This is a genomic window from Bartonella sp. MF74HXZ (assembly GCF_042194445.1).
In the GTDB taxonomy this organism is placed as follows: Bacteria; Pseudomonadota; Alphaproteobacteria; order Rhizobiales; family Rhizobiaceae; genus Bartonella; species Bartonella grahamii.
Window position 1 is genome coordinate 38821 of the sequence record NZ_JBHIMW010000009.1, and the last position, 24135, is coordinate 62955.

Annotated in this window: 17 protein-coding genes and 2 pseudogenes; 11 read left to right on the forward strand and 8 right to left on the reverse strand. The window is 36.1% G+C overall.

Features of this window, described 5'->3' with window-relative positions:
• Positions 1–5: 5 nt before the first annotated feature.
• Positions 6–314 carry a type IV secretion system protein VirB3 gene (locus ACFIJ8_RS07810; protein WP_273788309.1) on the reverse strand — a complete coding sequence of 103 codons (309 nt, stop codon included), beginning with the start codon at positions 312–314 and terminating at the stop codon, positions 6–8.
• Positions 315–641, reverse strand: a complete 327-nt coding sequence (locus tag ACFIJ8_RS07815) for a TrbC/VirB2 family protein (protein ID WP_375629619.1) — start codon at positions 639–641, stop codon at positions 315–317.
• Positions 642–1037: 396 nt separating this feature from the next.
• Between ACFIJ8_RS07815 and ACFIJ8_RS07820 the strand changes: the two genes are divergently transcribed.
• Both ACFIJ8_RS07820 and ACFIJ8_RS07825 read left to right on the forward strand, forming a co-directional pair.
• Positions 1038–1778, forward strand: coding sequence for a hypothetical protein (locus ACFIJ8_RS07820; RefSeq protein WP_273788308.1), 741 nt, complete (start codon positions 1038–1040; stop codon positions 1776–1778).
• Positions 1779–2826: 1048 nt separating this feature from the next.
• Positions 2827–3063, forward strand: a complete 237-nt coding sequence (locus tag ACFIJ8_RS07825) for an EexN family lipoprotein (RefSeq protein ID WP_273788307.1) — start codon at positions 2827–2829, stop codon at positions 3061–3063.
• Positions 3064–4089: 1026 nt separating this feature from the next.
• On the opposite strand, the gene ACFIJ8_RS07830 is transcribed toward ACFIJ8_RS07825, so the two are convergent.
• Positions 4090–4449, reverse strand: a complete 360-nt coding sequence (locus ACFIJ8_RS07830; RefSeq protein WP_375629622.1) for a helix-turn-helix domain-containing protein — start codon at positions 4447–4449, stop codon at positions 4090–4092.
• A 1240-nt stretch (positions 4450–5689) separates the two neighbouring features.
• Here ACFIJ8_RS07830 and ACFIJ8_RS07835 point away from each other — a divergent pair.
• Positions 5690–6535: a TIGR01459 family HAD-type hydrolase gene (locus tag ACFIJ8_RS07835; protein ID WP_273788305.1), complete on the forward strand. Its 846-nt coding sequence runs from the start codon at positions 5690–5692 to the stop codon at positions 6533–6535.
• Positions 6535–7536 (forward strand): bifunctional riboflavin kinase/FAD synthetase, encoded by a 1002-nt coding sequence (locus tag ACFIJ8_RS07840; RefSeq protein WP_273788304.1) that lies wholly within the window; start codon positions 6535–6537, stop codon positions 7534–7536. The genes ACFIJ8_RS07835 and ACFIJ8_RS07840 overlap by 1 nt, the downstream gene beginning before the upstream one ends.
• 1723 nt (positions 7537–9259) lie before the next feature.
• Here the strand turns inward: ACFIJ8_RS07840 and ACFIJ8_RS07845 are convergent.
• Together ACFIJ8_RS07845 and ACFIJ8_RS07850 are read right to left on the reverse strand one after the other, a co-directional pair.
• Positions 9260–9487 (reverse strand): annotated as a pseudogene (locus ACFIJ8_RS07845) (D-alanyl-D-alanine carboxypeptidase); the annotation flags it as partial.
• 159 nt (positions 9488–9646) lie between these two features.
• Positions 9647–9976 carry a TIGR01244 family sulfur transferase gene (locus tag ACFIJ8_RS07850; RefSeq protein WP_015856699.1) on the reverse strand — a complete coding sequence of 110 codons (330 nt, stop codon included), beginning with the start codon at positions 9974–9976 and terminating at the stop codon, positions 9647–9649.
• 1003 nt (positions 9977–10979) lie between these two features.
• Here ACFIJ8_RS07850 and parA point away from each other — a divergent pair.
• From parA to ACFIJ8_RS07885, 7 genes are all read left to right on the forward strand, one after another.
• The gene (parA, locus tag ACFIJ8_RS07855; protein WP_015856698.1) at positions 10980–11609 is read left to right on the forward strand and encodes a ParA family partition ATPase; all 630 of its coding nucleotides are present in this window, start codon (positions 10980–10982) and stop codon (positions 11607–11609) included.
• Positions 11606–11836 carry a plasmid partition protein ParG gene (locus tag ACFIJ8_RS07860; protein ID WP_015856697.1) on the forward strand — a complete coding sequence of 77 codons (231 nt, stop codon included), beginning with the start codon at positions 11606–11608 and terminating at the stop codon, positions 11834–11836. Before parA ends, ACFIJ8_RS07860 begins: the two co-directional genes overlap by 4 nt.
• A 1141-nt stretch (positions 11837–12977) precedes the next feature.
• Positions 12978–13214, forward strand: coding sequence for an EexN family lipoprotein (locus ACFIJ8_RS07865; protein WP_372440020.1), 237 nt, complete (start codon positions 12978–12980; stop codon positions 13212–13214).
• 187 nt (positions 13215–13401) lie between these two features.
• Complete coding sequence (locus ACFIJ8_RS07870; protein WP_375639325.1) at positions 13402–13671, forward strand: EexN family lipoprotein; 270 nt, start codon at positions 13402–13404, stop codon at positions 13669–13671.
• 3 nt (positions 13672–13674) lie between these two features.
• Positions 13675–13893 (forward strand): EexN family lipoprotein, encoded by a 219-nt coding sequence (locus ACFIJ8_RS07875; protein ID WP_015856695.1) that lies wholly within the window; start codon positions 13675–13677, stop codon positions 13891–13893.
• Between the two features lie 899 nt (positions 13894–14792).
• Positions 14793–15083 (forward strand): hypothetical protein, encoded by a 291-nt coding sequence (locus tag ACFIJ8_RS07880; RefSeq protein ID WP_375639326.1) that lies wholly within the window; start codon positions 14793–14795, stop codon positions 15081–15083.
• A gap of 2667 nt (positions 15084–17750) precedes the next feature.
• Entirely contained in the window at positions 17751–18155 is a 405-nt protein-coding gene (locus ACFIJ8_RS07885) for a flagellar protein FlgN (RefSeq protein ID WP_273788300.1), read from the forward strand.
• 660 nt (positions 18156–18815) lie between these two features.
• Here ACFIJ8_RS07885 and ACFIJ8_RS07890 read toward each other — a convergent pair.
• The 3 genes and pseudogenes from ACFIJ8_RS07890 to ACFIJ8_RS07900 all read right to left on the reverse strand — a co-directional run.
• Positions 18816–19171 (reverse strand): annotated as a pseudogene (locus ACFIJ8_RS07890) (integrase arm-type DNA-binding domain-containing protein); the annotation flags it as partial.
• Between the two features lie 430 nt (positions 19172–19601).
• Entirely contained in the window at positions 19602–22685 is a 3084-nt protein-coding gene (locus ACFIJ8_RS07895) for an autotransporter outer membrane beta-barrel domain-containing protein (RefSeq protein ID WP_375639327.1), read from the reverse strand.
• 132 nt (positions 22686–22817) lie between these two features.
• A complete protein-coding gene (locus tag ACFIJ8_RS07900) occupies positions 22818–24077 on the reverse strand; it encodes an autotransporter outer membrane beta-barrel domain-containing protein (RefSeq protein WP_375639328.1) in 1260 nt (419 codons plus the stop codon).
• Positions 24078–24135: the final 58 nt, after the last annotated feature.

Here is a 24135-nt window from a genome sequence, read left to right on the forward strand (position 1 = left end):
CTCCTTCAGCTTAGTTCCTTATAAGTGCGGATAAGGCGCAAGGGGGAGGTAGAACCTCCTCCCCATCGGTTGAGGTTTTTTTGTTTTCCTCGGGTATTGAGCCAAGCAAATAATACGCGAAATTGGTTGTGATCATGCTTTGTCACTTCACGCAAAATAAAGTGCATCCCAATACCAAAACCAATCACGGTAAAACCGCTCGTCAAAATAAACAGAACGGATGTCGCCATGACATTGAGCGCCATTGCTTCCATTGTGACACCGGCAAACATGGACGGTCGTGTACAGGCAAGGAAAAGAGTGTCTTCGTTCATTTATGCTGTGCTCGCTAATTTACCGACAAGAGTAGGGGCACCAAAAACAATAGCAATACCAAGAACACAGTAAGCTGCTTTGCGTAAATCGATAAAGCCGTACATCCAGCCAATACCCACAGCAGCAACACATATAATTGCAATAAGCTTTGCCGTTGGACCCGTCATCATTGTGACAATGTTGCCTAAAACACCATCAAGATTCCCGAAACCACTCCCATTAGAAACAGGAGCAGCATAAGAAGGATCTGATACAAGCAATGCTGTAAAAAGCAGCATGGTCATGATAACGATAAAAATGATGTTCTGGGATCTATTATCTGTCATTTTACCTCTCTTTAACAAATAATATTTGTTCATATGTCGACATTCCATTGCCTCTAAAAACTGAAAAATGCTGTCATTTGATGACATAAATTCTTCTCGTTTATTTGTTTTAAAAGCCTTGATAGTGGATCTGTTCACTCTCAAACTCTTTTTCGTAAAGAGACAGAAGTCTTTTCAAACTGAGATTGTGTTACATGAAAATGGCAATTTTAAGTTGTATGTATTGGTAAAGACAATAATATTAAAATAATGCAAGAAGGAATATTATTCTTTACAAAATGTAGTTAATATGCAACACAGATATTTGGATTTTTTTCTTTAAAAACAAGGGGATTAGTGATAAATAATGTGAAAGGATAGAAAAACAATGAATTTTTTGAGCGAGCGTGTTAAGAAATGCTATTTAAATTGATTGTTATTATTTACATTATGGGTTCCATAGTGTGGGGATTAAGCCAGTATAAAGATAAAATAGATTTCAGTATTCTTAAAACATTTGAGATGCAAGATATACAAGATATTCTCAATTTTTATCGAAAAGAAAAAAATCGAGAAGAAGAAAAGTTGGTTAAATCTATCACCAAACAGCAATTAGAAAAAAATGAACCAGCTCTCGATTTGCAGAAGAGTGTTTCATCAAACGATGTTGCAAATAATGCTGTTGTTTTTCATGGTAAGGCCTCTGTTACAAGTGGGGTTACATTTAAATTACTGACGCCTGCTGCACAATCTTGGCGCTCATATATCACCCGTGATATTCATCTTTATGGTGTAGACACGTGCGCACCACGCCAAAAAGCACGATTAAATGATCAAGAATGGCCCTGTGGTGCGGTTACAACGGCTTGGCTTGTCACCAAAACACTTGGGCAGGATTTATCCTGTAAACAGGCTGTGATGCACAATGGTGTTTATTATGCGCAATGTTTTGTTCAAGGGGTTGATTTAGCTGAGGCAGGTCTTACAGAAGGTATGTTGGTCCTCTCAAAAGAGGGAAAAGATCCTATTCCAACTCAGTACTATCATGCGGAAGAAAAAGCACGCAACAACAAGATCGGTCTTTGGTCAAGTGATTTCACTGAACCTTTAAAATGGCGGCGAGATAATGGATCTTACAACCCCTTTGAAAATCCGTGATTGGCTTTAACGAACATATTTACTTAAATTTGTATAAAAGCAACTTTATCAATAAAATTGCACCAGAGCATAGGGCAAAAGACCATAGGGCAAATTTGAATAAACCGTGAGATTATTTCCGTTTGTGAAGTAAATGGATAATACTTCCCTTTTCAAGGGGGGGCTCTCAAAATCGCTCTTCTATTTTTACTTATGTGTTTTATAAAAGCAGGAAAATTTCATTGTTGGTGGCAAAACGTTTTTGAGTATTTGTGTTTGAAGGAGAAAATGAGACGATAAAAAACGCTCAAGAAATGGATTTCTAGAGCAGAGTTGATAAAAGTGAAAAATGAATAGATCCTAAAATGGCGTAACATTTGATATAACGGATAGAATATTTTACAGTGCCTTAAAAGAATTCATAGCAAAAGTTTTTTTCATCAGAATTTTGTCTTCAGGATTGGATCACGTTTTTTTACTTCTTTAAAAGTGATCAATCTGTTTCATTCCTTGAAAAGCTTTCATAATTATCTGCTTCTAAATTCAGACTTCTAAAAGATGGATTTCAAACAGACTCCACACGAAAAAATCTTCGTAAAAATGATTTGCATTGTTGATTGTTTTCTATATATCACAAGACGTTTTTATTTAAGCATTCGATGGGGGAAACAATAACCAACATACAAATAGGTAAAAAGAGCTCATACTTTTTTGTAATGGCTTTGTAGTCTATTGATCGTGATACTTAAGTATTATAATGCTCATAGGCTTTCTATAGGGCGAGGGGCGCGGTTCTTATCGCAATGTCACTATTGAAATCAGTTGGACAAAAACATTAGTGCGCCTTCTAATTTCGTCATTTTTACTCAGTTTGGGCTTTTTTCTTCTCATTATATTTTATGACAAACTCATACGATGGCTGTCGTGAGTTCTTCTTGCATTATTTTACTCAGAATGTTCACTTTGAAAGCAAGCAAGTGATAGTAAGGCTGTCTTCTCGTACAGTATGAAAATTTAGAACTCATTTGGGGGATGATATTAACAGATAAGGTATTTAAAGAGGGGTAAAATGAAAAAAATTATTTTATTATGCATGGCTCTATTATTCGCTGTGGGGTGTGAAAAAACTTATAGCGTAGAGGATTTTAAGAAAGATGCAAAATTAAGGGAAGAATGGGGAAAGAAGTGTTTTCTTTCAGGACAAGCTGTTAAGGAATCTAAAAATTGTCAAAATGTTTTACAAGCAGATACTGAAATGTTTTTCTCGCCAAAACTTAATTCTACAGATCGTGGTCATGCGTTTTAACGGTTATGCATCTCAACACTAAAGTGTTATATAAAAATTCTAAAATAAAGAAGTTACGTTTCAACGAATAGTTGCTTCTTTAATTTTTATAGCGGAATTTTTTATCATTTTTCATCTTTCAGATGAGCTTCCAAAATCATATTTGCAATCCTATTGTTTGTTTCATCTTTGTTAGATTGAGGATTATGATCATGAGAAAACAGGATAGCATTGTCTTATAGAAACATCTCTTAAGGCAGCCAATCCCATTTCACGGTGGTGTCCGTGAATGGTATAATGGTAAATTCATTGAGCACCACTATCTTTACGCTTCATAAAGGAGTAAGCCGGCGCATATTTGCTAGCTCGTGGGTGTTGCTACAGCCCTTGGCACTTGAGACGGTTCATTAGAGGCATTTTTAATCCTTTCTTAATAGTTTTTTATCCACAGGGGCTCTTTCCGCTTGTAACTTGCAAGAGATATGATTTTGGTCGCTTCAACATGGAGCGGATCTGAAATGAAAGAATCTTACGCTATTCTGGATTCTCATTTAACATACAAAACACTGAACACACTTTATAAATCAATGTATTTTCTTATGGTGGAGTTGGTGTGGCATTGAGATTTTAGAGGAAAAATATGCCTTTAAGAATTTATAATAGATAGCAAGTCTTTATAGCAGGTATATTAAATGCAGATCATAATAAATGAAGCGTCCACAGCGAAGAAGGGGCTAATTTTTTAAAATCCGCATGAATGCTTATTCTGTTGTGCTGTAAAGACATCATCGTTTGAGGTGTGTTGTAAGGCATAAAAACTTTATGCATGGGATGTTTTGATAAGAGAGTGTGGTGAATATTCAAGGGAGGGCTTTCTTGTACAATTTTGTGAAAGGAACCATATGAAATGTGAAGCCGAGAGGGAGCTGTTTTTGAGAAGTTGGATTGGGTATCAACCAGTTTGAGGAGGGATTTGCATCCTTTGATGTGTGAGAAGGAAGCCAAGAACAGAGCGTGTAGCACCCTATACCCATGTTTTTAAAGGTTTTAATTTTGATCAGAAATTAATTTTAAAATTGCTTTTTGTTTGACAGATGTAAGAATTCTAAAACTTTTTAAAAGCAAATATTCCTCTTTGCTCGCTACAATTTCATCATAATGGTACGGGGTATGTTCTTTTTTGATGATATCAGCGTAAAAAAAGGCAATAGGGACATCCAATATATCGGAAATTTCCTTTAAACGCCCTGCGCTCACACGGTTTAAGCCTTTTTCATACTTTTGGATTTGTTGGAAAGTGACACCTAAATGATGCCCTAATGTTTTTTGAGACATTTTGAGCATTTTTCGCCTAAAGCGAATTTTTTTGCCTACAAAAAGATCAACATTAAGATTTTGAGTTTGCATTTGCCCCCTCCGGTTGCGAGCGCCCTCGCATTTGTATTCCGGGAGCTTGAAAACACTGAACCCTAGTCAGCATTTTGCTTTTAGTGCTTGGAGCACCTGGACATAGCAAAATCTCCCGGAATTCCGGGACACCCACACACTGGGTTTATTTTTACGCTAGGGTTTCGGGTTTTCAAGGCCCTATTGATCGTTGCGTATACGACCAAAACATTTTCTAATTAGTAAAGTAATTTTAGAAGATTGGCAATAAAAATAGTTTTTCTTGAGACGGATAGATTTTTTTAAATAGAAGGTTGTTTGCCTTTCAAACTTTTAAGGTTTGCTTACTAAACTCACGTTTTCAGATTCGCTTTTTTCAAAGGTAAACCTTGGTTTTTAAGCTCAAGGCACCGTCTATGGTGCTGTTCTTAACCAATAACCAAAATGGCTTGTTTTGATGCGTCTGAGATATCATGATGATAGGGGAAAGCTTTTATGAGTAAAGAGCCCTCATGCAAAATAAAATCAAAACAGAATAGATTTGGTTGTTGTATATTCACATGTTTGTTTTGAGAAGATATTTCTCAATGTTAGCGCCCATTTCACGAATGGCGTTTCGTAAAGTGTATAACGTAAAAGCTTCGATGAATGGGATAAAAGCTATATTTCTATCTTTACTGAAAAAAGATGCTTGGAGGGCACATACTCTTTGTCAGTTTAAAATATTACGACAGTTTTTACCTTTGAAAGGGAGCATAAAAGCTATTTTTTCTCTCTTCACGTGTTTTTATTTATACGCTCATCCTGCTTATAATGTGCAAGCGAATAGTTTTGATTGATTCAATATCAACAGATTTGAAATGAGAAAAGATATTTTGGTTTCTCATTATGTATGAATAATAAATTATTATTATAAATCGATAATTCTATACTTAAGGAAGCGTTTTTTTAAGGAGTTTTTTTGTTCGTTTTTAAGAATGTGCGTGTTTTAGATAAAAAACTGTATCAACGCAGTTATTGTTAGAATTAAAGTTTTTATGAGAAAAATGAGCATTGTGGAATGATAAGCTTTTGATATAAAGCGTTTTAGAATTTTGCACAACTTAACGATAACTTATTTATTTTGTCATTTCTTATGATTGCTATAAGCGATGCAAAGTTGGAATATGGTTTGAGAAAGCAGATGACACAAGTATTATCTTTCGGTAAGTAGTTTTGAAATAAAAGACAGCTTTAAATGATAAATAAAGATAGGTGCACCATGAATGAACTTACCCATATTGAGACTATTATAACGCATTATGATGCTGTTTTTTGTGATGTGTGGGGTGTTGTGCATAACGGTGTACATGCATTTGAACCAGCGTTGAAAGCATTGTATAAAATTCGACAAATGGGAAAAAGTGTTATTTTATTAACCAATTCTCCTCGTCTACGGGAAGATGTTGCTGCTCAATTACAAAGCATGAATGTTCATCGTGACTATTATGATGCCATTATCACTTCAGGGGATGTAACGCGCGATCTCATTCGGACTGCTCCGCGTAAAGTTTTTTTTATTGGTTCACAACGTGATTTGGTGCTGTTTGAAGGGTTAGAGTGTGAATTTGTTGAAGAATGGGAGGCTTCTGTTGTCGTCTGTAGCGGTTTTCTTGAAGATTTTGACGAAGAGCCCTCTGCTTATGAGGAGATGTTTCTTCGCATGCGGGCGCGGAATTTACCTTTTATTTGTGCTAATCCTGATGTGATTGTCCATTATGGAAATAAAGAATTTTGGTGCGCTGGTGCATTGGCGCGTCTTTATCAACAATTAGGGGGGGAAGTACGCATTGCTGGAAAACCTCACGCGCCTATTTATGAGTGTGCCTTTGAAAAACTTCAAAACATTCGTGGAATTGTGGAAAAAAGTCAAGTTTTAGCTATTGGTGATGGTCTTTTGACGGATATTAAGGGGGCGGCTCATTTTGGTCTTGATGCCCTTTATATTATGGGGGGGATTCATCATTATGATTATGCGCAAAATGGTGTGGTGGATAAGCAAGCTTTGCATTCTTTTCTTGAACGTCATGGTTATAAACCACAAGCAATCATGTGGGCACTTCAGTAATGGCTAATTTTTTGCGTCTTCAGGGGACTCACATGTTTCCCTCGGCTTGGCGGGGAGCCGTGTTGGCACTTGGAAATTTTGATGGTGTTCATTGCGGACATCAGATGGTGTTGCAAAAAGCGCTTGATTTCGCGCAGATAAAAAAGAAACCAGCAGTTGTTTTAACCTTTGAACCACATCCAAGAAGTTTTTTTCAACGTTCAGCTCCTGTCTATCGTTTGACAGAGGCAGCTGAAAAAGCTGAAATTTTTAAAGTCCTTGGCTTTAATGGCGTGATTGAACAGCCCTTTGATGCGCACTTTGCCACGCTTTCAGCGGATGAATTTATCAAATCGATTTTAAAACAGGTTTTTGATGTTTCAGTTGTGGTGACAGGGGAAAATTTTCAATTTGGTCATCAGAAAAGTGGAAATTCACATCTTCTTTGCGAAAGGGGAAAAAAATATGGATTTGAGGTTGTGCAAGTTCCTTGCGTTTCTCGTCTTCAAGATTCAAAACAGTTGATTATTTCCTCTAGTTTTATTCGGCAGCTTCTCTCACAAGGGAACGTAGAAAAAGCGGCTCATTTGTTAGGGTATCACTATCGGGTATGCTCCAATATTATTCAAGGCGATAAACTTGGACGTCTTTTGGGATTTCCTACAGCTAATCAAATGTTGCCTTCCCAAGTTCGCTTGGCTCATGGTGTTTATGCGGTGCGTTTACGTCGTGCGAACGGTGTTTTGTATGATGGTGTTGCAAGCTTTGGTTGTCGTCCAACGGTTGTTAAAGATGGTGCGCCACTTTTGGAAACCTATTTGTTTGACTTTAATGACGATCTTTATGGGGAAAGCTGTACCGTTTCTTTTTTCCAATTTTTGCGAGGACAAGAAAAATTTGATGGGCTTGAACCTTTGATTGCGCAAATGCGCCGTGATGAAAAAAAAGCAAAAGAAATTTTAAAGACAGCACAACCATTATCAAAGTTGGATAGGCTGCTTACTTTTAAAAATATGCCCTAAACTTATCTGAAAAAGAGAGAAGAGCCGTAAAAATAGCGCTTAAAGTGATTATAATCACAAAGATATATTCCAAAACATCGTGGAATATATGTTGTTTCCTTTGTTGAGAGGGAGAATCGAATATCTGAATATCTGATTTTGGCATTATCTTTTTCAAAGTTCATTTTATGGCTTTTATTGTCATTCAAAAGTTTACTGCTTGTTTCTTTCTTATCCGTTAAAACCCATCATAAAAGATGCAGTAAAGAATAAGCCCCAGCCTATTTGGCAATAATAGACGTGAAGAGGAAGAAAGGCTGTTTTTAAAATTTCTTGCGATTTTAAGCTTATAGTTTGATAAAATTTAATCGATAACTCTTTTATTTCAAAAATTTATGGTCTCTTTTTTCTAATTTGTTTTATTATGTCGTATCGTCTTTTATGATGGGATTGGGTTTATCTAAAACCTTGCGCATGTGATATTTGGTATCATATGATAAATATTTAAAAAAAGGTTCGTTTGTCGAGCCTCGTGAAGTAGAGCGGTGGTCAGCAGCTGTTTTGTGCTGACCATCACGTAAACGAGAATGAAGCTGATGGAAAATGCTTTAAGTCTCGTTTCTCTCGTATGTTGTGACAGGAAATTCACATTAAGGAGACTGCGATTGATTGCAGATAAAAAGAAATCATTGCGAGAAAGCAGGTGTACTTGTTTCAAAAATTTTTAATGCTTTTGATTGATAAAGGCACAATTTGGTTGTCGTAATACGTAAATCTTTCAGATTCTCAAACAAAGAACTGTCCATATATCTTCTTTGTCCTTTACAAATATAACGCCTATAATGTAACGGGAAGGCTGTCTTGTAAGGATATGAAAATGCAAAGCCAATTATGTCTTGTTGTTTTTTGATAGAAGTGTTGGATAAAAGTTGGGACATCTTTCCAATCTATGTTCGCTCTATTCATGACTTTATGGTGTTGTTTTTCTCATAAAACTTTTGCTTTAGCGATCCTCAACGCGAGCAGTATGTTTGAGACAAAGATTAAAGCGCTTTAGTGCTCTCTCTGCTGTTACAGCTTTTGTATACCAGATGGGGAGAGTCTATTGCCATATTCATTTGGATAATCTCTGAAATCAATCTACAGCCTTATTGGGGAAAAATATGAAGTTATAAAGGGGTAAAATCAGTCCAGATGACTGTCTTTTTTAAATTCGGCTTTGCCACTTTCAAAAGTGTTCAGAGCAATATCTCTTAAATCATGAAAATAACAGTTTCAGGCTTTTCTTGTTCTTTGAATAGGTTATCACGCCCTACAGGTAAAATAAAATGCTGGAATATACTTGTGTTGCTAATTTACGCGCCTGTTTTAAAGAAATATCTCTCAACGCTTCCTATATCCATTTTTATGATGGCACTCATGAATGGTATCTTGCAAGCTCCGTTGAGCGCTATCATCTTTGTGCCTAATAAAAGAGCAATCCAGTATCATCAGTTATATTGACAAGCCTTCATGTTGTACAGCCTTGGCTATTTGAGAGCGTTTATGAGAGGGATTTTTTCTTAACTCGTTTTACTTCACACGAACTCTTCCTGCTTGTGACATATAAGAAACACGCTTTTGATTGATTCACTATAAATAGACTTAAAATGAGATAATCTTACGGTATTAGGGTTTCTCACTCAACGTGTAAAATAACTAATTATTATAAATCAATATCTTATAATTAATCATAGATTATGGCTTACAGCTTTTTTATAAAATATTCTGCATGCCTTTTATACGGAATATGGGGTTTTCTTAATGGTTTTATTGTCGTTTTAGGTGTCTGTGGCGTACGAATGAGCTCGTACTGGTAAAGGGAGAGACAAAGAAGGTGAAGCAGTGATAAAAGGTGAGGTGAAAATAAATTTCCTTGATCATCATATGAATTTTCATGCATTTTTACGGCTTCAGGTGTGCATGTTTGTTGTATATTTAACAGCAAAGTTTTCTTGTAGAGTTTTATAAAGTGGGAAGCCTGAGTGGAAAGCGCAAGACAAAGATTATTGACAGATTATTTTTTACAGATCGATGTGTATTTAAGATTCTTCATCTTTTGAGGCGATGAGGAAGTGTATGAAATCTCTGTTTAAAGACGTGCCAAACGATAAAGATGCAGGGAGCGTGCTCCGTGATGGCAATAGGCAAGAAGAGGGAGAGGGGCTGTTTTTAAAATTGTTTGCATGGCTTCAACAGCTGACTTTTCTATAGTTGGAGGAGAAATGGGAATGTGATAGGCTTTTATGCCATATTCATTTGCGACCGTTTTAATGCTAGAAAAGTCAGGCTGATGAAGCTCCTCGTGATCGGGGCGGTTGCAGATAATTGTTTTAAAACCAGCTTGTGCCAATGTTTTGATATTTTCTATGCTAATTTGGGCACTGATAAAAATATCAGGTTCAATTTGTTGTAAATTCATTTTTATTTATTCTCAATTGCACAATCTTCACGATATCCCCTAGTCTGGTATATAAAAGAACATAGTGAAGGTAAGTTTTTCAATGGCATCTTAACAAAAATATTCTTTTTGTCGAGAAGATCTATTGGGGGAAAATGAGCTGTAAGATGCAAAATATCTCACTCCGCAACATGTTCGTTATTCGACCTTATGAAAGACGGCTGTTTGGTCTTTATGGATAATCTATTATGTTTACCAAGCATAGACATTCCATTGTGTTGCTTGTTCACACGTTTGCTAGAGGTATTCTTATTTCTTTTAAGCCCATTTTACCCTGTCGAGCGTATAAGAGTATAAAATTCATTGATCACCACCCTCTTTACGCTTATGAAGAAGTAAGCTGGGCCCCATTGTTATATTTGTCAGCCTCCAATATTACTACAGTTCTCGGTTCTTGAGACGGTCCATAAGAAATATTTTAAATCCTTTCTTGTACAGTTTTTACTTACACGCCAGCCCCGCTTGTAACGTACAAGAGACATGATTTTGATTGATTTAATATCAGAGGGCATGAAATGAGAGAATCTTCCTGATTTCAGCTCTCTCATTCAACGTGCAAAACAATGAATGCTTCTTATAGTTTGTTGTATATTCAGAGTGGAGCTTATTTGTAGAGTTGCATTAAGTGGATTGCATGAAGGGAGAAGCCCAAATGGTAGGCACGAGATAAGAAACTGGATCATTTACAGAGCATTGTTCACAGATCGACATGGATTTAAGAATCTTCGTTTTAGGGCGGGGGAAGAAGAGCGTGTCTTTTGTTTAGATTTATTTTTGTTATTCTCAAGAACATCATCTTCATAATGTTTTTTCTTATGCTAAAAGAATATTATAAAGACAAAATTGCGGGCTGTCGTTTTATCCTAAAAATAGGAGAAATGGTTATTTTGCACGTATTGGATGCTTGCTTCTTTTATTACTTTCTGTATAATCGTAAAAACGATAATGCTGAAAGGCGTAATAAATGATCATTGGACTTTTGAATCAAAAGGGAGGCGTAGGAAAAACTACGTTGAGTGTTAATCTTGCGGCCAGTTTTGCGCGTACCGGTGCACGGGTATTGCTTATTGATGTTGATCCACAGGGGAGCGCATTGGATTGGGCTGCTGCGCGTGAAGATGCACCTTTGTTTTCGGTTATTGGTTTACCGCGTGCAACGGTTCATAAAGAGATTACACAGATTGGTCATGGTTATGATCATATTATTATCGATGGTCCTCCGCGTGTGACTGATCTTGCTCGTAGTGCTCTTATGGCTTCTGATTTGGTGCTTATACCTGTTTTGCCTAGTCCTTATGATATTTGGGCAGCCGATGGAATTGTAAAGCTGATTGACGAAGCGCGTGTTTATAAAGAAAATCTTAAATCTGCTTTTGTTATTAATCGTAAAATAGTCAATACAGCGATAGGGCGTGATGTGAACGAAGCTCTTGGCATATACCCCGTGCATGTTCTTTCTTCTAGCGTTGCGCAGCGCGTGATTTTTGCAGAAGCAGCAGCACAGGGGAAGGCGGTTTATGAAGTTGATAAGCAAGGACCAGCAACAGCAGAGATTGAAGCTGTTGCAGCGGAAATCAAGGAGTTAGCGCGATGAATAAAAAAATTAAAATCGGCACGAAACCAACGAATAAATCAATTCCTTTAACAGCAGATGCATGGGTAGGAAGCCCCAAAGGGAGCATGAGTGGAGGTATGAAGCGCCTCACGATTGATATACCAGAAAGTTTGCATCGATTGATTAAGGTAAGTTGTGCAAGTCGTGGAACTAAAATAGCCGATGAGGTGCGCGAATTGCTTTCACAAAAATACGGAAAAGTGTAAAAATGATATATGATAATAAGTTTTCGTTAGTTTGAATGCTTTTTCTAGAGATGATATCGGTTGTTTTTATACGAAGTTAATAATGATAAAAGCACACTTCCTTTTTCACGAGGGCTGCTTCATTTAAGTTGTTTTTCATAAGGTTCTATATCATTTCATGAAAGAGCTATGAGTTTGCGAAAAATTCTTCGTTTCAAACTTTTCCCTATACAAACTTTTCCCTATAAATGTGATAATCATCATACTTCTTGTGATCTTATATCGCTAGATGAATAGATATGTTTATTCTTCTATAAAAATTTTCTTGATAATGATTTTAAATGTCAGGTTATTTTTTTGTTTATTTTACTTAATACATGCGTAAATAATGTAATTAAGAGTAGCGTTGATTATTTTTTTTTGTTATGCAACGATTCATTTTATTAAATTATATTCATATTTATAAAGGGGGGATAAAAATACATAAAATTTACTGATATTGGCGCGCTATAATTTATTCCTAATAAACAAAAGAAGTCATTGAGCATATTATAGACAGTATTTCTTACATTTATATGATTTTATAGTCTTAAATAGTTAATGCCAGTCGTAATGGTACGTAAGGAAATAGGCTTTTTTGCTTCAATTGATAATGTATAAGATCGCTTTTTTAGCATTTCTATTGGCATTTAAAAAGTGCAGGGGGACTTAAAGTTTTCTTTCTTTTCCGGTGGTTTAAGAAATGATAAGAGCGCAATCAGTTGGTTAAAAGGTGTATTCTTTCGTTTGCAGGGAATTTGCAATGGATATAGGCATTACGAATTTTTGATAAGATTTTGTGCGACTTCTCATGATGAAGTGGTTTTTGAAAAATGCCAAGATATCAAAATTATTGCTGAAGTTTAAATACTTCAAATACAAAGAGCAGCCGTGCAGATAATGCTACAAATGCAAGTCTGATAAATAAAAGCAGTTTTCATGATTTAACATGTTTGCGTTGCAAGTGTGCGTATTTGCAAAGGAAAGTTAGACGCAAGGTCACAATATAGGAGGGGATGTGAATCCAAAGATATTGTTAATAAAATATAAAACAAAGAGAGGGGTTAAATCATGAACAAGATCATTATAACAGCGCTGTTGCTTTGCACGGGGCTTGTTACTGTTGGTTCACGAAAAAAACTACAGTGTTGAGGAATTTAAGAAAGATAAAAAATTGATGCAAGAATGGGGAAAGAAATGCGATAAAATGGGAGCATCTGCTTTTGCAACCAAGAATTGTCAAAATGTCATGCAAGCCGATATGGAACTTTTTCAAGAGCATTATAGAAATCTTGCAAAGCAACTTCGTGAAAGTGGCAAAAAGGGGAATGAAACTGAAAAAAAGCAGGACAACAATTAAATCATAAAAATATATTGATAGCGGTGTTTTTCTTTGTACGCGATTTATCATCATAGGTTGGGAAAAATCGCGTAAAGAAGTGGATTTTAAAATTTTTGAAAATGCACAATGAACCGCATGTACAAATTTAATGGGTCCCTAAATTGTGTCCTAAACTTTGTAAATTTGAAAGAAGGGGAATTTATTGATGAATAAAGCCATTATTACAACAGTGCTGCTTTGTGCTGGACTTGCTGTTGCTGGTTGTGAAAAAACTTATAGCGTAGCAGAGTTTAAGAAAGATCCTAAATTACTCGAGCAATGGGCAATGAAATGTATGATATCAGGGAGTTTTGATTCTCAAAATTGTAAAAACGCAGATAAAGCGTATCGTGAAGTTCATGCCCGAGATTGGCCTGGTGCGAGCTTTGTACATGATGACGAGAAAAAAACTGAAGATAAAAAGGAGGAGAATTAAATTATGAATAAAATTATTATCACAGCATTGTTGGTTTGTACTGGACTTGTCCTTGCTGCTTGCGAAAAAAATCACAGCGTAGCGGAATTCAAGAAAGATAAAACATTACTCGAAGAGTGGGTAAAAAAATGTGAAAAGATGGATCCATCGTCTATAAAGAAATCTAAAAATTGTCAACATGCCAGACAAGCGTATATGGAACTTATGTTTGGCATTAATTAAAAACATAAAATTCAATAAATTATTCTATCAATAAGGAATTGGTTAATTGTTGATTCTATTACGTTTTTTAGGCTCTCTCTAACGTTAGAGAGCCTTTTTATGGCTTCAAGAATTAGTCTTTTACGATCTGTATTCTTTGTGTAAACGGATTCTATACTGTCATTTGTCCAGCCAAAAAGTGCTTTCAATTGTGATAGTATTGCATCCGAATGAGTTGCTACGTGTTATTGTTAATTTTTCAAACTATGTGCTGATTGTTTAATGTTTTGGTTTCATGTATTTACAACATGAGATTAAATCTACCTTTGGGGTGTTTTTCTGCCTTTATCACAAAATCACAAATCAATGTTTCATCACACTAAGACTGGCTTTAAGCGTTGCGGCTAATTTCGGAAAAATTGGGAGGAAACATTTGTTTGGAATTTACTTTTCTCTATCTTAATAAAGGGAAAAATATTCTGAATGGAATTATTATCGTTTTATACTTAAATGTTTTTCTTAAACTATTTTTAAGAAATTGCTTTTGATTTGAGAATATTATAACATTAGTTAAGATGTGAGTCATTTTTGCTAGGACGGTTTTGCTGGATGTGTGAGGAAGTGAGCGCTCTCCACACCTTTTCATTTTTTCCCTCTCTTTTTTAAGTTTGCAAGGTTTTTCCTTATTATTTTTTATCTTAATTGTGTTGTAATATTATCATGTTGAGCGGTGGAGCTCATGTAAAACTTTATGTATGAGGTGTTTTTTGTTCTCGAGTGTATAATGAATGTTTTTTGAATAATACTTTGATTTATAAAAATAATTTAATTATTTTATGTTGAATAAGGATCTCGTCAAAATCTGTTCTAGGTTGAATCAATTAAAACCATCTACTTGCACGTTACAAGCATGGAGAGCCGTGTGGATAAAAACTGCTGAAGAAAGAAGTAAAAATGTCTTTTATGAACTATCTCAAGGATTAAAGGTTGTTGCAACATTTGGTGCTGGAAAAGTGTGTGATGGTGCTGGTTTATTCCCTCGCAAGTGTATGATGATGGTGTTCAATGGATTTATCATAAGCTTCTTGAAATATTTCTTTAGAATTGTGATATGCCCTGAAGGGGAGAGCAAGAGGAACTTATTCAATAAGGAGACAAATTATTTACAGATCGGTTCTGGTAGAAAATTTAGTTCTTTAAGGCGGGAATGAAGTTGAGATTCAAGTAGCGTGAAAAGACGGAAACTGATGGTTAAAAATGCATACAAAAAGCAGAGTTAACACTTAAATAGTTGCAAGCGATGTTTGAAATTGGGTGTGTAATTTATCTGTAGAGTTAAAATTTTGCTTTGATCTTATGTAAAATTAAGATGATCGTTTGCGCAAATTACAAAAAGCCAAGAGAGTATGCTTAGTATATTTCTATTACGAGAACTAAAATAACAACAAAAGCATTCATGGTGATAATCAAGGTTGAATAAAGCACTGCGGCTTTTACGAGATCAGCCATAAAAACCTCTTTCTGTTCTTTTTGAGGTGATTTTATGAATAACAATATATTACAATCTGTAGTATATGTTGATACAATATATTAGGCAAGCTTAAAATCGTTCCTTTTTTGTAAAGGCTTGAGGAATTAGAGCACTGTAAATCTTAAAAAAGAAAGTTTTAAAGAGAATATTAATTGATTTTGTAGGTTTTGTGTTGCAGAAAACTTTTTTATCCTGTTATGCTATGAAACACTATCATTTATAGCGGTAATATAAGGTATATAAGTTTTCTTGTAACGTTTAAGTATTTTTTAGTGTGCGATGAATATTCGTAGGTTGTTTTATTGAGCCTTTCGTTTAAGTGACTCACATGAGTAGGAAGTCAAGAGAAGATCGCTTGATAAAAATTCGGACTGCGTACAGAGCAGATTGAGTTAAGATCTTTGTCCTTTAAGGTGCACAGAAGAAGACAAAAATGTTTTCTGATCGTTTATCTCATAGTAAGATTGGTTAATGCTGTTCTAATGGGCATGTTTTGCACAAAAGAAAAGAACGTTCCAAACGAAATATACTTATGTTGTATATTACTATATTTGTATTGCATGTTTATGTACTTGTAAGAAAACATCTTTCACTGCATACGACAAACATTTTACGATGACACTCGTAAATGGTATAACAGTAAGCTCTCGTGAAATAATATAAAATTTGAATAATATAAAAATCTATAGAATGCTATCATCTTTACACTTATGAAAGAGCAAGGCACTGTCATCGTGCGCTTGCTTCCAATGTTTACTATAGTCCTTGGCATTTGAGAAGGTTCATAAGAGGCATTTTTCTTTCAGTGTATTTTATCAACACATCAGGGCGTTGTTTGTGATGTGCAAATAAGTAAATTTAATTTATTCAACATGGAATAGATTTGAAATGTGATGAGTATGAAAGAGAAGAGCCGCATTTAGAAGGTTGAAAATGAGAGAAAGTTCGTAACAAAAATTGTACCTTTATTATAAAATGATTGTTTCTATGTTTTTATACCAGCAGCACATGTAAAGCTGCGATATTAAGAGCAAACAGTGTTATGGAGTGAAATAATCTATAGGAAGATGCTGTGGAAATTCTGAAAATATCAATGTGGGGAGCGTTAAGCATTATGCATTGGATAATATTTTGATAGATAATGATAATCTATCGTTATTCAACTTGAATTAGAGCCCTGAATACCGTAAATTTTTTCATTCCAAATCTGTTCGAGGTTTAATCAACCAAAACCATGTCTTTTGCAGTTACAAGTGGGGAGGATCCATGCGGAGCGAAACTGTACAAGAAAGGCATGCTTTTTGAACCGCACTCAAATGTCAAGGATATCGCAACATGAGGGGCTAGCAAAATATCTGATGATGCTGGCTTGCTTTTTTTATTAAGCGTAAAGATGGACAGTGCTCAATGGATTTTATACATGTCATGGGGGATTTATCATTATATTATTCATGGGTTATGGCGCGAAATAGGCTTGGGTATACTTAAGAGATATTTCTTTAAAACAAGCGCGTGAATATGCAATTGAAGACGTATCGAATTGATTGGCTAAGAAACTCTTGAAAAGGTTCAAAAAATCTTATATAGTCGTTCATTGCAAAGAAAAGCGAATGATAATTAAAAAAAGGGAGATTGATGGCTGTTTAGCTGTTTTAAGATGTCTTTTTTAATATTTCTGTATGGCTGATCTGTTCAAAAGAGCATTCTTTTTGTTTTTTATGCGAAATACTGCATGTGTGCAGAAGGAGCATGGGGGAGGGTGTGTCTTTTTGAATGGGTGCAACTAATTTTGTAGGGTGCCATCTTATGGGGTGCCGGAAGGTATGCAAGTTTAGGTGCAAAAAAAGCCATAGGTTATGGAGGGTAAGATGCTGCTATCGTTAAAATGCTGAAATTTTTAATGAGCTTAAGTCTTTGATATGCTGCGAGATATGCTGTGGGTTTTTGTCGGCAGGTGGTCTTTTTATGGACAAAGTTCTCGTGAGAGCGTTGTTGTTTTCTGTTGAAGGCGTGCTGGTGACGAAATAGGCAAAGGTAAAATCGGCAAGGCGAAATAGACCAAAATAGACAGAGCAAATGTAGAATTTTCAATATTGCTGCGTAAGGTTTAAGTTTATAGCGTTTTGGTGAATTAGTATAGCCGCAATGATGGTTTTGGAGCAAAGCAAGAAAAATACTTGAGAGAATGCGTTGAAAGTTGAAGTGGTATACGCTTTGAAGGATTGTCGTGCTGTTGTTTGAACGATGTTTGCACCACGAGCTTTATTGAGTGTATCAGCATTGAAGAGAACCTGTTTAATCTCCCTCATTTGAAAGATTGAACAAGAGTGTTGAAGGGGAAGTAAAAATGTCTGTAGTGCAGTATGGTGATGATAGTTTTGCATCAAAAGCAAAAGTTCTTGATAATAATCTTATTGATCGTGATTGGGCGATGACAAAATTTGTTGCTGCTGTTAAAGGATTAGCTCAAGTTGTTGATTATGAAAGCAATATGCTAGAGAGCAGTGGTGTTCCAGATTACGAAGAAATAAATTTATGTAAAATACGTGGTTTGCGTGATCTTAATAAATCCATGAGCGATGTGAAGCGCTACATGAATCAAGATATTGAGCATGAAGTTGAAAGTTTGTTGTCTGATTTACAAGAAAAATTACAGCGTAATAGTGAATTGCTTCAGACGCATTTAAATGCAGTTAATGATCTTTCTAGAGCTATGCAACTATCTGGACGCGTAAAAGAAACAGAGGAATGATTCAAATCTGATGAATATTGGCTGTTCTAAGTGATGACAATGATTAGGTAGATCAGTTTATTTGGATAAATAATGCGTTTAGTGAGTAGACTTGTTTTAAGCGCATTTGGGTATTTAAATTATTATCCTGTTGTACTGTAAAACGCTGTTCTTAAAACAGTGTCTTTTAAGGTGTAGTGATGTGAACCGCATGCTGTTGGGAAGTTAGCTGGGGGAGGACTAAGAGAAGGGGGGGATTTACAGAGTATTGTTTGCAGACTGAGTTAACAGGGAGCTTCATTTTTTAGTTTAGGGAGGCCGATCAAGGGAATATTTAGACCAGCCCGTGATGCCTTAAAAACAGCTTACTTGGGGCTATGGTAATTAAGGTTTTATGCATTAGTTTTTTGAGAGTATGTGATGAATATTGCCTATAAGCCTTATGGAGTACTGTCCTTTGAAGTGTGGTGATACGAAGCGGTTAGTTGTTTAAATCTATATGTTTGAGACAAAAATTAAAGTGGTTTAATATTTTCTTCTGCTGTTTTTAGTTTTTGTATGTCAGATTGGAGAGAGCATCCAGATTTGAGTGAATATATTGCGTATACCTTTGTTGGCGTGATATTTTAAATGGGGAGGCGATCTTATTGGGAAAGAATAAAGGGCTAGAAATCAGCTTTTCTCTGTACCACCATCCTTTAATTTAGCTTTATTTTTTTCAAAAGAATCTAAAGCACTATCTGTTAAATGATGAAGATTACGCATTATTTCACGCTTCTGTTTCTCTCGTTCTTTAATGGGGGCACGTCCCTCATGTAAAACAGAACGTTATTGTGTTGCCAATTCACGTGCTTTTTTAAAGAAACATCTCTTAAGGCACCTAATCCCATTTCACGGTGGTGTCCGTGAATGGTATAACGGTAAATCAATTGAGCACCACGATCTTTACGTTTCATAAAGGAGTAAGCAGGCGCATATTTGCCAGCTCGTAGGTGTTGCTACAGCCCTTGGCACTTGAGATGGTTCATTAGGGGCATTTTTAATCCTTTTTTAATCGTTTTTTATCCACAAGGGCTCTTCCCGCTTGTAACTTGCAAGAGATATGATTTTGGTCGCTTCAACCTAGAACAGGTCTGAAATGAAAGAATCTTACGCTATCCTGGATTCTTATTTAACATGCAAAACAATGAACACTCTTTTTAAATCCGCATGAATGCTTATTTTGTTGTGCTGTAAAAATATCATCGCTTGAGGTGTGGTGTAAGACATAAAACTTTATGCATGGGGTGTTTTTGATGAGAGAATGCTATGGTATTCAGTTTTTTATTCAATGTGCAAAAGAAACATTATAAGTCAAAATCTTCTTTAATGTGATAATGATTTTTGAGAATTAAAAAAAATATAAGTTTAAATAAAAGAGCAGCACTTTGTGCTGCTCTTTTATTTAAGTTAAAATTAGCTTCTGCTTTAGAAACGATAACGTATCCCGCCAGATAAATTGGTGCCAGATACACCGGCCTTTTGCAGTTTTTGTCGATAGCTGATATCAGCGTTTAGTACGATATTTTGAGAAAGATATGCATTCACCCCCATGCCTCCTTCAACTGAAGAGCCGGTAGGATCAACATGAAAGGTATCAGCAATTTTTATTGTTTTACCATCACCAAAAGCTCTGATAACATTTACTTTACCATAGAAGGAAACAGCCTTACTTTCTTCAGCAGCCATTATAGTTTTTGTTAAACGTCCACCAATCCGCACCAACCATTGATGTGGGTTGCCCATGTCTACTTTTAAGCCATCGGCGTCTGAGAAGATATCAAACATGAGATTTTGATAAATGAATTGTGCTTGTGGTTCAAATACCAATCCTTTTGTATTGGTCGCTAATTTCTGACCAATGGTTGCAGATATATTAAGCATCTCAGTACCATCCAGTTTTGCGGCATTTCCAACAAGAGCTGTGGTAATATTTCCTTTTAACTTTCCGTAAGAAAGAAGTGTGTTTACATATATACCATTGCTATGTTGGATGCCGCTGTAAGCGGCAAGAGACCATTTATCAAGTGTAGTCTTTTCAGAATCTTGCATTTCTTTTGGCGTAAAGGCAAGTTTTCCGTATGTCCCTACAAAACCAAAATGTGTGCTTATGTCTTTGCCTTCCAAGGCGGCTAATATGACACCTAGTTGTAAAGCAGTATAGTTTACATCAGCACCATAACCATAATGCAGTGGATCGCGGTTGGAAGATAAGGTGACTTTCTCGCCGTAGGAAGAGAAAAAGATACCATTCTTTTTATTATCTTCTGCCCCAAATACTGTTGTTCGCATATTGTCTAACAACGTGTTTTGATTGTTGACATCAGTAAATCCAGCAGAAAATAAAGTATTAGATATGGTTAAATAGTTTGCTACCTGTGGTAAAAGTGCTCGAACTTTTTTATCCTTATCAATGTAGGCATTCTGTAAGCGGAAATCCCAAAAATTACTGTTCTTACCAAAAAGGTTTTGGCTTTCATGAGATGTTCCAGGTTTATAGCCTGTAAGTACATACTTATAAGGTTGTTTCCCTATTGTCATATAGTTTCCTGCTAACGTGAAGGAATTTTCGTTTGCTTGTCCGGAAACTTGAATGATTGAAATCCCATGTGTCCCTAAAGGAAGTGACGCCATGTATTCTCCCCAAACAGCAGAGCTATCGGTTGTTTTTTTATCTGTTTTTCGGAGATTTATGTGAACAACAGTACGGCCTGAGACATCACCATTAATCACAATGCGATCGGTCTGTTGCTCCGTGATAGGAGAATGTTTATTCCATTGAGTATTTACATAAATTTCTGCAACACCTGTTGCACTATAAACCGCTTCTGTATGAGCTGTTCCTTCTCCTTTCGGAAGATTAGGTCCTATAAACAGAGTTTGGTAATGTCCCTCCACTGGCTTGTCAAACATAATGACACTATCTGTAAGGCGCAATCCAGAAAGGTTAGAGTATAATTTTTCATCAACACCAAACTGTACATGGTCATCTGAAACATTATCATTATTTTGGGCGTTTTTATTTGCCTTTAAAAGCCATTTCGTCCCCTCTTTTAGATCAAAAACAGTTCTATTATCTTTAGAAGTTCTTACTCGACCTTCTAAAGAAGAGTGGTTAGAAACCAGTGTAAGGATGTTTGTGAAAGCATTTTCGTTTTTTATATTTTTTAATAAAATATCGGCATGAATTTCTGAATTTTTAAGGCTGACTTCACCGTTTATGCCTGTTCCATAAAGGTTGATACCCCTACCATGTTCAACGAAAATCTTTGTATTCTCTAGAGTTACTTTATCGGCAATATTGGCTACATCTTGTTCTTGAACGGCGTTGGCATTCCTTTCAGCATTGCGTGTATATCGTTTTCTAGGGGCATTATACGGATTGTCGCGGAAAATAATACCGTCCACTTCATGATTGCCCGTGACATGTACGCTTGAATCTTTCAGTTTGATTGTTCCCTCTATGTTTAGCAAACCAACTGTTTCTGCTGTTACAGTAATACCTGTAGCATCAATTTCTCCACCATCTGATACACTTAGTGCAACAAAACGCGCATCAACTGTTCCCCCTATCATGTTGATTTTTGAATTATAGCCCTCTGCATGTACAGCAAAACCATTGTCTTGAATTTTTTTGTTATGTAGCGTTATGGTTTTACCGTTTTCAGCCTCAATTCCGGAGCTTATATCCTCAATTTGTGTAGACTTTTCAGGTTGTTTTATTGGTGATATTGGTTTTTTAAGCTCTGATTTTTCAGATATTTTTTGTGCAGAGGCAGATTGTACGGGCACTGGTTTTACAGATTTTGGCGGTACCGGTAATGCTGGTTTTCCAGTTTCTGGTCTTAAAGATATTGGCTGTGCGAGTTCTGGTTCTTTAAGCGTTGGCGATAGCTCTGTTGTTGGTTTTGTAGGTTCTGCTCTTGTAGGTTCTAAGTTTATAAGTGTTGGTCGTAAATTCGGTGCAGGTTGTGGAGGTTCTGACTGTGAGGATACAGCAGAATTTTCGGGCATTTTTTTTCTGGAAGAGTCTGTAGAAGAAGTGGAAACACCTGAACGTCTTCTAGATTTTACTTCCATTCCTACTGTTGGAGCTATCTCTGTCGTTGGAGATTTTGTAGGAGTATCTTGTGTGGCTGTAGGGTTAGATTGTACACTTTTTGCCACCTTAGTCTTTGATGTTTGTGTACTTCCGTGGCTAAGATCAGAGTTTTGTTTTGAAGAAGAAATTGTATTTCGAACTAAATTTCCTTCAAGTTGAGTTGTGGAAGGTAGAGTGCTCGTAGGAGTAGGTGTTGTAGATTCACTCTTTGTAAGAGGAGGGGGTATGATCGTTCTTGTAGAGCTAGATGTTAAAGGTGGATATGAAGATGATGCATTTGAATGAGCGGGTTGTGGAGACGGAAGATCTATTGTAGGTTGTGCATTCGTATCATGAAGAGCATAAGACAAGCTGGTGGAAGAACAAAACAGCATTCCAGAAACTGTGTATAGTAAAAAACTTTTTTTCATATAGATGTATTCCTAAATATTTCCCCTCTTTCATAAAAGATAAAACTTTGACCTCATTATGTTTCTTTTGTAAGAGACAAAACGAAACATAATGAGAGTGCTTTATATTTCAAGATAGGAATACAAGTATTTTTAAAAGTGATAGCGTATTCCAGCGGAAATATTTATTGCAGATATGCCATCTTTTTTGAATTTATGTTGATAGCTGAGATCATTATGAAACTCGATATTTTCAGATAAGTGCGCCTGAATACCAAAACCACCTTCGATTAAAAATCCCATAGCAGCAAGCGGAAGGTTTTCACTAAAAGTTTTGATCGCGTTCAGTTTGCCGTAGAAGGAAAGGGCATGGCCTTTGTTTTGCGTCAAACGTCCGCCAATACGGAGCAACCATTGATGAGGTTTGCTTATGTCTATTGTAGAGTTATCGTCATCTGAGAAAGAGCCAAGCATGAGACGCTGATAAACAAGTTGTGCTTGCGGTTCTAGGATTACACCTTCCAAACTGGTTGACAGTTTTTGACCAACAGTTGCAGCAGCCCCTAATGTTTTACTATTATTTACTTTTGAGGTATGTTTGATGAAAGCTGTGGTGTTATTTTCTTTGAAAATGCCATAAGAGAGAAATGCACTTGCATAGAGGCCACTGTCATGTTGAATATTTCCATATGCGGTGAGTGACCATTTATCAAGCATTTTCTTATGAGAGCTTTCTTTGTTTTTAGGAGTAAAAGACAATTTCCCATATGTTCCGAAAAGACCAAAATTTCTGCTGATATTTTGATCGTATAGCGCTATTAATGTGGCTCCTGCTTGCAATGCAGCATAGCGAATATTTGCTTGAACACCATCTTGTTTTTCTTGAATGCTGGAAGAAAAGGTGCTCTTATTGCCATAAGTGGATAAGAAAACGCCTCTCTCTGGATGATCTTTTGGTTCAAACATTGTTATTTGCATATTGTCTAACGAGATATTTTGATTGTTGAAATCAGAAAAACCGACAGAAAACATCGCGATAGGCATGACTAAAGAGCTTTCTTTTTGTGGCGTAAGAACTGTTCTTTTTTCTGCCAAATCAAGAGAAGCAGAAGTTGCGGCTGCTTCATTATCTGTAAGTTTAGAGGTGCTTTCGGTATTAGCGGTAGCGGTTCTCTTAACTTTTGTGGGTAATTTCACATGAGCTTTTGCGGATGTGTTAAGAGTCGTTTTCGATGCTTGTGTTGGTGTGTTTATTAAATCAATGGTATGGCGATATTGTTCAGGTAATTTTATAATTCCTTCAATGGTATGGCGTGTTTGAGGGTTTAAGCCAGAAGCGGTACTGGTAGACGTAAAATTAAAAGAAGAAAAAAACAAAGCACAAGCGGCTGTACATAAAAGATTCTTATGCATAGAGATGTTCCTTAAGATATTTTTCTTTGTTTTGCTAAAAATGAACCACTTTTTGACA

Bases quoted from the DNA above. Each gene is read 5' to 3' on its own strand.
- ACFIJ8_RS07870 (WP_375639325.1), top strand. From the start codon at position 13,402: ATGAATAAAGCCATTATTACAACAGTGCTGCTTTGTGCTGGACTTGCT.
- ACFIJ8_RS07810 (WP_273788309.1), bottom strand. From the start codon at position 314: ATGAACGAAGACACTCTTTTCCTTGCCTGTACACGACCGTCCATGTTT.
- ACFIJ8_RS07840 (WP_273788304.1), top strand. From the start codon at position 6,535: ATGGCTAATTTTTTGCGTCTTCAGGGGACTCACATGTTTCCCTCGGCT.
- ACFIJ8_RS07850 (WP_015856699.1), bottom strand. From the start codon at position 9,976: ATGAATTTACAACAAATTGAACCTGATATTTTTATCAGTGCCCAAATT.
- ACFIJ8_RS07885 (WP_273788300.1), top strand. From the start codon at position 17,751: ATGTCTGTAGTGCAGTATGGTGATGATAGTTTTGCATCAAAAGCAAAA.
- ACFIJ8_RS07830 (WP_375629622.1), bottom strand. From the start codon at position 4,449: ATGCAAACTCAAAATCTTAATGTTGATCTTTTTGTAGGCAAAAAAATT.
- parA (WP_015856698.1), top strand. From the start codon at position 10,980: ATGATCATTGGACTTTTGAATCAAAAGGGAGGCGTAGGAAAAACTACG.
- ACFIJ8_RS07820 (WP_273788308.1), top strand. From the start codon at position 1,038: ATGCTATTTAAATTGATTGTTATTATTTACATTATGGGTTCCATAGTG.
- ACFIJ8_RS07860 (WP_015856697.1), top strand. From the start codon at position 11,606: ATGAATAAAAAAATTAAAATCGGCACGAAACCAACGAATAAATCAATT.
- ACFIJ8_RS07875 (WP_015856695.1), top strand. From the start codon at position 13,675: ATGAATAAAATTATTATCACAGCATTGTTGGTTTGTACTGGACTTGTC.
- ACFIJ8_RS07815 (WP_375629619.1), bottom strand. From the start codon at position 641: ATGACAGATAATAGATCCCAGAACATCATTTTTATCGTTATCATGACC.
- ACFIJ8_RS07835 (WP_273788305.1), top strand. From the start codon at position 5,690: ATGAATGAACTTACCCATATTGAGACTATTATAACGCATTATGATGCT.
- ACFIJ8_RS07895 (WP_375639327.1), bottom strand. From the start codon at position 22,685: ATGAAAAAAAGTTTTTTACTATACACAGTTTCTGGAATGCTGTTTTGT.
- ACFIJ8_RS07825 (WP_273788307.1), top strand. From the start codon at position 2,827: ATGAAAAAAATTATTTTATTATGCATGGCTCTATTATTCGCTGTGGGG.
- ACFIJ8_RS07900 (WP_375639328.1), bottom strand. From the start codon at position 24,077: ATGCATAAGAATCTTTTATGTACAGCCGCTTGTGCTTTGTTTTTTTCT.